General features: G+C 58.5%; 3 protein-coding genes. All 3 read left to right on the top strand.

The features are described 5' to 3' along the window. Positions 1-1,153, top strand: a 1,153-nt coding sequence (locus tag HMPREF2617_RS06130) for a YPDG domain-containing protein (RefSeq protein WP_210400828.1), incomplete at its 5' end; no start/stop codon positions are given. 355 nt (positions 1,154-1,508) lie between these two features. After that, positions 1,509-6,107 carry a Rib/alpha-like domain-containing protein gene (locus HMPREF2617_RS06125; protein WP_070840319.1) on the top strand — a complete coding sequence of 1,533 codons (4,599 nt, stop codon included), beginning with the start codon at positions 1,509-1,511 and terminating at the stop codon, positions 6,105-6,107. 557 nt (positions 6,108-6,664) lie between these two features. Then, on the top strand, positions 6,665-11,695 hold a 5,031-nt coding region (locus tag HMPREF2617_RS06120), incomplete at its 3' end, for a YPDG domain-containing protein (RefSeq protein ID WP_141763020.1).

Raw genomic sequence — 11,695 nt, 5'->3', positions numbered from 1 at the left:
GGGTGAGAATGTTCCGGATGGCGTGACCATTGATGAGAACACTGGTGAGATCACGGTGACCATTCCGGAGAATGCGAAGCCGGGTGACAAGATCACCGTCCCGGTCGAGGTCACTTACCCGGATGGCTCCAAGGACAACGTTGATGTCACCGTCACCGTTGACAACCCGGATGCGAAGACTGCGGATGAGATCGAGCCGGAGTACAAGGACGGTTCGGGTAAGCCTGGTGAGGACGTCAAGGTTGAGAAGCCTGAGTTCAAGGACAAGGACGGCAACACGACCACGCCGCCGGATGGCACGACCTTCACTCCGGGTGAGAACGCGCCGGATGGTGTGGTCGTCGATAAGAACACCGGCGAGATCACCGTGACTATTCCGAAGGACGCCAAGCCGGGTGACAAGATCACCGTCCCGGTCGAGGTCACCTACCCGGATGGTTCCAAGGACAACGTTGACGTCACCGTCACCGTTGACAACCCGGATAAGCCGGTAGATGAGGGTGCGGACACCACGCCGCCGAAGATCGACCCGATCAAGCCGGACGATAAGACCGTCACTGGCACCGGCGACCGTCCGGGCGAGGACATCATCGTCACCTTCCCGGATGGCAAGGAAGTGCCGACCAAGACCGATGAGAACGGCAAATGGACGGTCAAGGTTCCTGACGGCACCACCTTGAAGCCGGGCGACGATGTCAAGGCTCGGGACGGTGTGGGCAACGAGTCCAAGGAGAAGGTCGGCATCGACACCGGCAAGTGTGTCGCCACCTCGGTCGGCTTCGGTCTGCCGCTTATCGCGCTGCTGCCGATTGGTCTGGCTACCCAGTTGGAGATCCCCGGTCTGTCTGACATCGCTGCTCAGGCGAACGCGCAGATCCAGAACTTCAACACCCAGATGCAGCGTCAGCTGGGCGTGTTCAACCCGCAGATGGCGTCCCAGGTGGATGCGATTAACTCGCAACTCGCTCGCTACGGCACCGATATCGGAACCGTGCTCGGCGGCCTGGCGCTGATCGCCGCGGGCATCTTGGCCGGCACGATCATCTACGACAACTGCTCGCCGAATGGTGGCTCGTCCATCAAGAACCTCGAGTTGAGGGGTTCTTCCGGCAACACCTACGCAGGTTCGTCGAAGGAGGGGAAGGAGAAGTAATGCAGTAGACCAGCGCCTTTACTAAAGGCGTCTTCCTCGAAACCGTCGCCCCGCTCATCATTACGGTGAGCGGGGCGACGTTTTGCGCATTGCTTATCGACGACCCCACCTCCCCGAGCCACCCCCGCCCAAAGGCAGAGAGCTCACAGGAACCATTCACGTAACGATACGGAACCAGGCAGTTTTTAAATCAATTCCTGAGGGGAAGCTAAATAATCACATGAGTGGGGGTAGGGCCAAAAAGGCAGATTGTAGACAGGTGTCCACCAGGCGTAGCGTTCCCAAAGTCCTTAACGGGTGTCCATTAATTGGATATTGCGTTTACACACATCGCTATGTTTCTGGAAGGTTCTTTGTGAAGAAAAACTACGTTGCACGCCGCCGTGGCACCTCGGTTGCCGCAGCCGCGTTGTCGCTCGCGTTGGTTGCGCCGCTCGCGCAGCCGACGGCGTTTGCGCAAGACAACCCGCAGGCTGCCCCAACCCCGGCCCCAGCCCCAACCCCTGCCGCGGATCAGGGCAAGAACAAGCAGGTGCCGAACGCCATCTTTACCAAGGGTGGCTGGCGTGATTTCTACGGCTACCACGGTTGGGCGTACATCAATAAGGATGGTCGCCACGATGACTTGTCGTCGAATAATGAGCCGCTCAAGGGCAACGTCATCTACTTGCAGTACGTGACCAAGAACGGTGAGGTTTCGCCGACGTTCTACACCACGACTGACTTCGAGGGTCGCTTCTCCTTCGACCTGTCCGAGAAGGTAACCAACGAGGTTGACGCGCCGCCGTTCTGGCTGGCAGCTGGTGGCGTTCGCGTCCGCGTGTGGGGCGAGAACCCGGATCCGAGCAAGTACTCGGTGGTTGCCGCGGGTGACTTCAACTCGGGCCGTTACACCTCGATTACGGACCGCGTGCAGGAGTCTTGGAACTTCACCGCTGGCCCTGCTGGTTCCCGTATTACTAACGGCCGTTTCGTGCTTGAGGAGAAGCCGAATCACGTTGGTTGGTTGGCCAAGCCGGAGAAGGATTGGACTCGTGCGCTCGACGGCGAGACTGGTGAGCCGACGGCTGATGGTCAGTTCCCGTACTACGGGGATTTTGGCGCGATTAAGAGCATCGCTCACCCGAACGAGTCCATGGTGTGGTGGGAGACTGGTGAGTCTGCCGGTACCTTGCCGGGCTACTACAAGTACCAGCCTGCGCGTGGTGATCGCGCAGCGGGCGGCATCGAGATTGTTGCGTCGTATCTTAACGACGAAGTCGCGCGCCAGATCGACGCCTGGAAGAACGAGAACCCGGGTTACACGGTTGAGCAGGAGCGTGCGAACCAGGAGCGCATCATTAAGGCGTACCAGGACGAGCACGGCGAAGGCTCCCACATTGCAGAGACCGTCGTTGCCCCGACCACCGCTGACGGCATGATTTACCTGCCGTTCAAGGGCACGCTGGGCTACTCGCGCGACGCGGCCAACTTCGCTGCGAACAATGTGGTCAGCGAAGAAGACTGGGGCAAGGTTGCCGACGACTATCAGAACCAGTGGGTCAACGTGTTTACCGGCGCTTCGTTGTACGACGTGCGCCACATCAACACCGACTACATGTACATCTACCCGAACATTGAGGGCCGCGACGTGAAGAACTCTGCGTTCGTCGCCAACATGTTCATGAACTACCGCGACCAGGGCGCGATTGCCGCCGGCGCGAACATGAACGGTCTGCAGTTCCCGTTGATGACTGCACAGCCGACCTTCGATATTCCGGAGTACAACTCCTACGACAACAAGGGTCGTCCGGGCTCCAAGGTGACTACGAAGACCGCGGGCTTGCTGCCGAACACGGAGTACGCAATCCGTTGGTACGCAACCGCTCCGGATGGTACCCAGACTGAGATCAAGGACGCGATGTGCAAGATCAAGAGCGACGACAAGGGTGCGCTCGAGTCCTGCAACTTCCAGGCTCCTGAAGATCTGAAGGAGACCACGGTCTACACCGCCGCGCTGGTTTCTGTTGACCCGGCTTCCGGCAAGCCGTCTGATCGTTGGGAGATCGCAGACTCCTTCACCGCTGTTGTTCCTGAGCCGCTGCCGTTGGGGTCGGTTGGCACTGAGTTCCCGAACAACGACGTGACGCCGCTGTTCAAGGATCTGCCGGACAATATGAAAGAGGGCACTGAACCGTCCTACTCGGCTAACGACTTGCCTGCAGGCCTGGCCATCGACCCGAAGACCGGCAAGATCACCGGCAAGCCGACCACCCCGGGCACCACTGAGGTCATCGTGACTCGCGAGATCGAGGTCATGGTCGAGCAGGATGTGCCGGTGCTTGACGACGACGGCAACCCGGTCTACGAAAACCCAGACGAGCAAGATCCTGACAAGCGTATTGAGAAGACCGAGAAGAAGCCCGTCGCGCAGAAGCGTAAGGAGCAGGTGGTCACCAAGATCACGGTGACGGATACCAAGCTGGCCGACGGCGTCGTCGGCGAGCCGTATAAGCAGGACGTGAAGCCGGAAGGTTTTGACAAGCTGCCGCAGGGCTTCGAGCTGAAGAAGGACTCCATCAAGGTTGAGCGTCTCCCGGAAGGCCTGGAGTTCAAGGACGGCACAATCACCGGTACACCGAAGAAGACGGTTGACGCTTCTGAAGAAAAGCCGAACGTCTCCGTTACCTACACGTTGGTGGATCAGGACGGCAAAGAGACCGAGCACACCGACCTTGTCCCGCTGAAGGTCACCGACCAGGCCAGCAAGTACGACCCGCAGGGTAAGGACCAGGAGGTTGCGAAGAACGCTGAGCCGAAGGCTGAGGATTCGATCGCGAACAAGGAAGATCTTCCGGAGGGCACCAAGTACGCCTGGAAGGATGCGCCGAAGACTGACACCTCTGGTGACAAGGAGGCTGTCGTTGTTGTGACCTACCCGGATGGCACCACTGATGAGGTGCCGGTGACGGTGAAGGTTGCCAAGGATCAGGCCGAGCAGCACGACCCGCAAGGCAAGGATCAGACGGTTGAGACTGGCAAGAAGCCGGATCCGAAGGACAACGTCAAGGACGCTGACAAGCTTCCTGAGGGCACGACCTTCAAGTACAAGGAAGATCCGGATACCTTTACTGCTGGGGATAAGCCGGTCACGGTCGTCGTCACCTACCCGGATGGTTCCACCGACGAGGTGCAGGCCACCGTGAAGGTGGAGGACCCGAAGCCTGCAGAGGACCCGACCCCGGAACAGCCACAACCCGAGCAACCCCAGCCTGAGCCGACCCCCGACCCGACCCCGGAGCAGCCACAACCCCAGCCCGAGCCGACCCCGGAGCAGCCCCAGCCCGAGGCCCCGAAGCAGTCCGACGCTGACACCTACGAGCCACAGGTTCAGGACAAGACTGTCGCTCCGAATGAGGTCCCGGAGGCCAAGGATCACGTCACCAACGTCGACGAGCTGCCGGAGGGCACGGCCTTCGAGTACGAGCAGGCGCCGGATACCTCCACTGAGGGCGACAAGCCGGTGACCATCGTTGCCACCTACCCGGATGGCACCACCGACAAGGTCAACGCCAACGTCAAGGTGCAGAAGAACGCGACCGACGCTGACAAGCACGACCCGCAGGGCCAGGACCAGAAAGTCAAGACTGGCGGCACCCCGGATCCGAAGGGCAACATCAAGGACGCCGATAGCCTGCCGGAAGGAACCACCTTCGAGTACAAGAAGACCCCGGATACCTCGAAGCCGGGCGTCTACGACGTCACCGTTGTCGTGACTTACCCGGATGGCTCCACCGATGAGGTGCAGACAACCATCACCGTTGGCACCGACGCGGAGCGTTTCGTGCCGGAGTACGACGACCTCACGAGCGTGCCGGTTGATGGTGAGAAGAACACCAATGATCCGTTCGGCACCAAGGCACCGGTGAAGAATACGGAGGCAAAGCCGACCGCGGATTCGGACGTCGACAAGTGGACGTTCACCCCGCAGGACAACGGCGTGATCAACGCGAAGGCTCCTTCGATGAAGGACGTCGCTGAAAAGGTCGAGGCGCACCTGCCGGAGATCAAGACCGCCGATGCGAAGAAGCGTTGGGACAAGTTCTTCGAAACCTTCAAGCCGTTCGCCCGCCCGTCCGTTGCTGTCGGCTTCACCTACGAGGACGACTCGACCAACGCCGCGACCGCCAACTTCGACCTGGTCGGCAAGGATGGCAAGTCCCTGCTGGATCCGATTGGTGACTTTGATGGCGACGGCCACACTAACCGCGAGGAGGTGGAGAAGGGTGCCAACCCGGCCGATGATCAGTCGAAGCCAGACACCACGGCACCGACTATCGACGACATCACCCCCGGCGCCAAGACCATCACCGGCAAGGGCGACCGCCCTGGCGAGACCATCATCGTGACCTGGCCAAACGGCAAGACCACCACGACCACGACCGGCAAGGACGGCAAGTGGAAGGTCAACGTCCCGGCCGACGTTAACCTCGAGACCGGCGACGAGATCAAGGTCGTCGACGGTGCTGGCAACCAGGCCACCAAGAAGGTCGGCATCGACACCGCCAAGTGTGTCGCCACCTCCGTCGGCTTTGGCCTGCCCCTGATCGCGCTGCTGCCGATTGGCCTGGCCACCCAAATCCAGATCCCGGGCCTCACCGAGTTCGCCGCCCAGGCGAACGCACAGATCCAGACCGCGAACACGCGCCTCCAGCAGCAGTTGGGCGTGTTCAACCCGCAGATCGCCGCTCAAGCGGACGCCGTGAACGCGAAGTTGGCCCAGTACGGCACCGACATCGCAACCGTTGTTGGCGGCCTCGCTCTGATCGCCGCTGGCATCCTGGCCGGCACGATCATTTATGACAACTGCTCGCCCAACGGCGGCTCGTCCGTGAAGAACCTCAAACTCAAAGGTTCTTCCGGCAACACCTACGCTGGCTCTTCTAAGGAGACCACGGCTCCGGAGAAGAAGTAGGTTCTAGCTACTAGTTAGCGCGTTGTTGCCCCGTACCCCCGTTGTTGGGATACGGGGCAACTGTCGTTGGGGCATTTTGCTTATCGACGACCCCACCACTCCGAATCACCCCCTAAAGTAGGCACTTCTGCTTTTCTGAGAAAATCTCACCTTCAGCCCGTTTTTCACGGATCTTCTCGGTGTTAGTGGATCGGGAGGCCAAGTACCGTGCCTGGGCGGAAATCGTCACCCAAAAACGCAGGGCAGATAGGCATTTGCAGTGGTTGGGGATGCATCTCGATATTGCACGTTTCCAAGATGTATCTATTTTGACAGGTCAACAATTTTTGACGACGTGGGCAAACGCTGTCCAGCGAAAAATGGAAAAAGACACTGCCGGGTTGGAAGAACCTGAGAAATCTTCTACGCGGTTGTGGGCAGACGTAATGATCATTGCGGGCTGTTGTCAACTTCTTTACCCTTGCCTATGTCGGCCCTGTATGGCATGTGTCCGAAAAGCGTCACAACAGACAGGGCTTGTCTAACCGAAATTGTCATTTTCGAGGAAGGAATTTTCGGTGAAGAAGAATTACATTGCACGTCGTCGTGGCACGTCGGTTGCTGCGGCTGCGTTGTCGTTTGCATTGGTTGCACCGTTGGCGCAGCCGGTTGCGTTTGCGCAGGAGAAGCCAGCGTCGGTTCAGACCACTGAAACGGCCATTGAATCTGAAGGTTTGGCGAATGCGCCGTTTACCATCTCGGGTTCTGTGCGTGAGGTATTTGCGCAGGCTGCAACGAACTCTGGCTTGGCTGATTACTCCAAGCCAATTCAGGGGGCTAAGGTTTACGCGCAGTGGAAAGAGGGAGGCAAAAACGTTCGTTTCTCACCGATCTACACTGCGACGACCAATGAGCAGGGCGCTTATGCAATCGAGATGAAGCCGTTCTTTGACGAGCTGAATCGTATGCGCGTTTTTGAGGCAGCCGTAACTACTGGTTCGGCTGGTCTGAAGGACATTGCCGGTAACCCACGTCTTGATGGTTGGCGGGAGAAGATCCGCGTATGGGTTGAGCTACCTGATGGCCAGAAAGAAGAACTGCGTCTGATGGATCAGTACGCAAGTGCTTGGGCCCCGGCACAGGCAGCGGCAGATACCAACCACATGGTGTCGTGGAACAGCAACTACAGCGTTTCGAACCTCGATATCAACTACATCCGCAATAGCGACTACAAGCTTACTCAGCCGCGTGAAGATTGGGCTGTTTCTGGCGAAGGTGACAATGTCGGCAACGGTCTGAATGGTTCCGTCGGTGGTGTTGTTTTCTGGAACTCCGCAGTTCCTAATGGTGCGCTGGACAGGGAGTCCGGCACTATTCTGGGTGGCGGTGCCATTCAGGGTGAGCAGCGTGACCTTGTTCTTGGGGGACAGGAGATTGTTGGCTCGTATCTGAGTGATGAGGCAATCCTCGCTATCGAAGAGTACGTAAAGCAGAACTTTGGTGGCAAGGATCTTCGTGGTCGTGACTGGACGATTGCCGATGAGACGAAGATGCAGGAGTGGATCAGCGAGCAAATTCAGGGTGACCACCCCGAGTGGATTGCAGAGACTGTAACCACCACTACCAATGAAAAGGGCGAGTACAAGCTCTACTTCAAGGGTATCTACGGAAATGCTCGTGATCGTCAGGGGATTGTTCCTGACGATAAATTCCACCAGCCTGCAGGATCCTGGTCTGAAGGACGTTGGTCGAATGGTGCGCTTGATTCCAAGCACATCAACATGGACTGGATGTACGTCGGTCCGGTGGATCTGCCAAACAACATTGGCGTGCAATCTGGTTGGCAGTTCCAGCGTTGGATGAATGGTATTGATCCGGCAACTTGGTCCGGCGGTAAGAATGTTGCTGTTGGTAAGTCTGAGGATAGGCTGCAGGACTACCAACGTGGCATGAACATCATTCTGAGCCCGGCGCCGCTGGAATTCGATGTGGTCAACTATGATTCGCAGCTGAATACGGCTGCAGCAGGTGACACCGCAGTCACTAAGGCAACCGGCATGCTCACGCATGACAACTTGAAGTACGACATTATCTGGACTGACCCTGCGGGCAATGTTGTTGCTGAGCACAAGGATCTGCCGGTAGATAACTACTCGCTGCCGTCTGCTGACTTCACCGTTCCGGAGGATCTTGCGGAAACCACCACGTACACCGCTACCCTGTGGGCGGAGGACGGCACCGGTAACCGCACTCCGCTCGCTTCGGATGCCTTCACTGCTGCGGTCAATAAGTCCCTGCCAATCGGATCCGTTGGGGAAGAGTACAAGCAGGGTGAAGAAGCGGTATCGGTTGCACCGGAACCGGCAGACGGTGTGACCTACAAGAATTTCCGAGCAGAGGGTCTCCCTGAGGGGATGGAGATTAACCCGGAGACTGGAGTTATCTTTGGTACGCCAAAGAAGCCGGGTGACTACAAGGTAGTTGTCATCAACGAGGCAGAACTTACCGTTGGTGATTCCTCTGTGACGACGGTTGAGAACTCTAAGTCCTACGACCTGCACATTACGGACACACCTCTTGCGGATGGTGTCGTTGGTAAGCCATATGACCAGGATGTGAAGCCGCAGGGTCTCCCGAAGGGCGCAGTGGCTGAGAACATTAAGGTTGATGGTCTCCCGGCGGGCCTGGAGTTCAAGAACGGCAAGATCACCGGCACCCCGACTGCCGTTACCCCGGAAGGTGACAACGCGCCTTCGCAGGAGAACCCGAATGTGACGGTAACCTACGATATCGTCATCCCTGCTGCTGAAGAAGGCCAAGAGCCTACGGTTGTTGAGGCTGCTCACGTTGACCGCGTCCCGTTGAAAGTGACGAAGACGAAGCAGGCGGAAGAGCTCGATCCATCCTACGAAGGCAAGCCTGTTGTTCCGGGTGAGGAGACGAAGTCGTCGCCGTCCTTCACTGACAAGGACGGCAAGGATGCAACCGCTCCGGAGGGCTCGAAGTTCAAGATCACCGATGGCTTCACGGCGCCTGAGGGCTACGTCGTCGAGATCGACGAGAACACCGGCGAGATCACCGTGACCTTCCCGGATAAGTCCAAGCTGAGCAAGGACACCGCGGAAGAGTTCGATGTTCCTGTCACGGTGACCTACCCGGATGGCTCCGTGGATAAGACGACTGCGAACTTCAAGCTGGATACCGATGGTGATGGCGATCCTGACATCACGGATCCGGATGATGATGGCGACGGCATCAACGATGACGAGGACAGCAACCCGAAGGTTCCGAACGCCAACGATCACTTCGAGCCTGGCTACGAGGACGGTTCGGGTAAGCCTGGTGAGGATGTCAAGGTTCCTGCTCCTGAGTTCAAGGACAAGGACGGCAATAAGGTCACGCCGCCGGCAGATACCAAGTTCGAGAAGGGCGAGGATGCTCCTGAAGGTGTGACGGTGAACGAGGATGGTTCGATCACCGTTAAGGTTCCGGAGGATGCGAAGCCGGGTGACAAGATCACGGTTCCGGTTGTTGTGACCTACCCGGATGGCACGAAGGACAACGTTGATGTCACCGTCACGGTTACGGATCCGGAGGCTAAGGACAACGAGACGTTCGAGCCTGGCTACGAGGACGTCACCGGTAAGCCTGGTGAGGACGCCAAGGTTCCTGCTCCTAAGTTCACGGACAAGGACGGCAACCCGACCGAGGCGCCGGACGCGAAGTTCACCCCGGGTGAGAATGTTCCGGATGGCGTGACCATCGATGAGAACACCGGTGAGATCACCGTCAAGGTTCCGGAGGACGCGAACCCGGGTGACAAGATCACGGTTCCGGTTGTTGTGACCTACCCGGATGGCACGAAGGACAACGTTGATGTCACCGTCACTGTTGAGCAGCCGGATGCTCCGGAGCAGCCGGATGTCAAGGACAACGAGAAGTACGATCCTGAGTACAAGGGCGGCAGCGGTAAGCCTGGTACGGACGTCAAGGTTGAGAAGCCTGAGTTCAAGGACAAGGACGGCAACCCGACCGAGGCGCCGGACGCGAAGTTCACCCCGGGTGAGAATGTTCCGGATGGCGTGACCATCGATGAGAACACCGGTGAGATCACCGTTAAGGTTCCGGAGGATGCCAAGCCTGGTGACAAGATCACTGTCCCGGTTGTTGTGACCTACCCGGACAACTCCACCGACACCGTCGAGGTCACCGTCACCGTCGGTGAGAAGGATCCGAAGGTCACGGAGACGAACACCACGGTTCCGAATAACGGTGGCGAGCACACCGTTGGCAAGGTCGAGAACCCGACTGGTGAGGAGACCGGCAAGCTCGTCGATAAGGACGGCAATGAGATCCCGGGCTCCAAGGTCGCGATCGACAAGGAGACTGGCGAGATCAAGGTCACGGTTCCGGAGGGCACCAAGCCGCAGGATGCCAAGGTCATCGTCTCCAAGGGTGAAGGTGAAGACGCCGAGAAGATCGGTGAGATCGATGTCAAGATCGTGAGCCCGGACTACGGTGAGCCGACGAAGGTTGAGGCTGGTAAGACCGAGACTTCGAAGAACCCGTTCGGTGACGCCAAGGTTCCGGCAGGTACCAAGGCCACCGGTACCCCGTCCAACGGTTCCGATGACTGGACGTTCGACACCGATAAGGATTCGGGCGTCGTCACGGCGAAGGCTCCTTCTTATGAGAAGGTTGGCGAGAAGATCGCTGAGAAGCTGCCGGAGATCCAGAAGCAGAAGAAGGGTAAGCGTTGGGATGAGTTCGTGAAGATCTTCACCCCGTTTGCGAAGCCTTCTGTGGATGTCGAGTTCACCTACCCGGGTGGTTCGCAGGACAAGGCAACCGCTGGCTTTGACCTGGTTGGCAAGGACGGTAAGTCCCTGCTGGATCCGGACGGTGACTTCGATGGTGATGGCATCTCGAACCGTGAAGAGATCGAGGGCGGCACCAACCCGGCAGGCGTTGACGAGGGTGATAAGACCAAGGACGAAACTGCGCCGAAGGTCAACCCGATCAAGCCGGGTGATAAGACCATCTCCGGTACGGGCGACCGTCCGGGCGAGGACATTAAGGTCACTCTCCCGAACGGTAAGGTCGTTGAGACCACGACCGATAAGGACGGCAAGTGGAAGATCGAGGTTCCGTCTGACGTCGACCTGAAGCCGGGTCAGAAGGTCATCGTTGAAGACGGCGACAAGAACAGCACTGAGGCAACCGTCGGCATCGACACCCCCAAGTGTGTCGCTACCTCCGTCGGCTTCGGTCTGCCGCTGATCGCGCTTCTGCCGCTTGGTCTGGCTACCCAGTTGGAGATCCCGGGTCTGTCTGACTTCGCTGCTCAGGCGAATGCTCAGATCCAGAACGCCAACACCCAGATCCAGCAGCAGCTGGGTATCTTCAACCCGCAGCTGGCTACCCAGGTGGACGCAATCAACGCGAAGCTGGGCCAGTACGGCACTGACCTCGCAACGGTTGCAGGTGGTCTGGCTCTGATCGCCGCTGGCATCCTCGCCGGCACGATCATCTACGACAACTGCTCCCCGAACGGTGGCGGCTCTTCCGTGAAGGACCTCGAACTGAAGGGTTCTTCCGGCAAGACCTAC

This window comes from Corynebacterium sp. HMSC070H05 (assembly GCF_001837615.1).
Classification (GTDB): domain Bacteria; phylum Actinomycetota; class Actinomycetes; order Mycobacteriales; family Mycobacteriaceae; genus Corynebacterium; species Corynebacterium coyleae.
This window is presented reverse-complemented; position numbering and strand designations above follow the sequence as displayed.